Consider the following 255-nt stretch of genomic DNA (forward strand, 5'->3'; position numbering starts at 1 on the left):
CTTCCAGTTTGAAGATGACGGTCCGAGTGCCGGGCTGGCGGTGGAAGCACCGAGCCTGAGTGCCAGCGTGGACGAAAGCCTGGTCAGCCTGGGTGGCGCGGGCAACGACGGGGTGGCCAGTGCCAGCCTGAGTGCTGCCAGCGTGCAGGCCCAGTTCAATCCGGCCTTCGGGGCCGATGGGGCGGGCACGATTGGTTATAGCTTGGCGCTCACGGGCAGCAACGTGGTCAGCGGCCTGTTTGCGGTAGATCCGCA

1 protein-coding gene is annotated in these 255 nt (G+C 66.3%); it reads left to right on the forward strand.

Annotated features, from left to right (window positions below; all coding sequences use genetic code 11):
* Positions 1 to 255 (forward strand): DUF5801 repeats-in-toxin domain-containing protein (locus AACQ95_RS15905; RefSeq protein ID WP_241281101.1); only part of this gene is annotated, 255 nt, incomplete at both ends.

The organism is Aeromonas sp. MR19 (assembly GCF_963899305.1).
Lineage (GTDB): Bacteria > Pseudomonadota > Gammaproteobacteria > Enterobacterales > Aeromonadaceae > Aeromonas > Aeromonas bestiarum.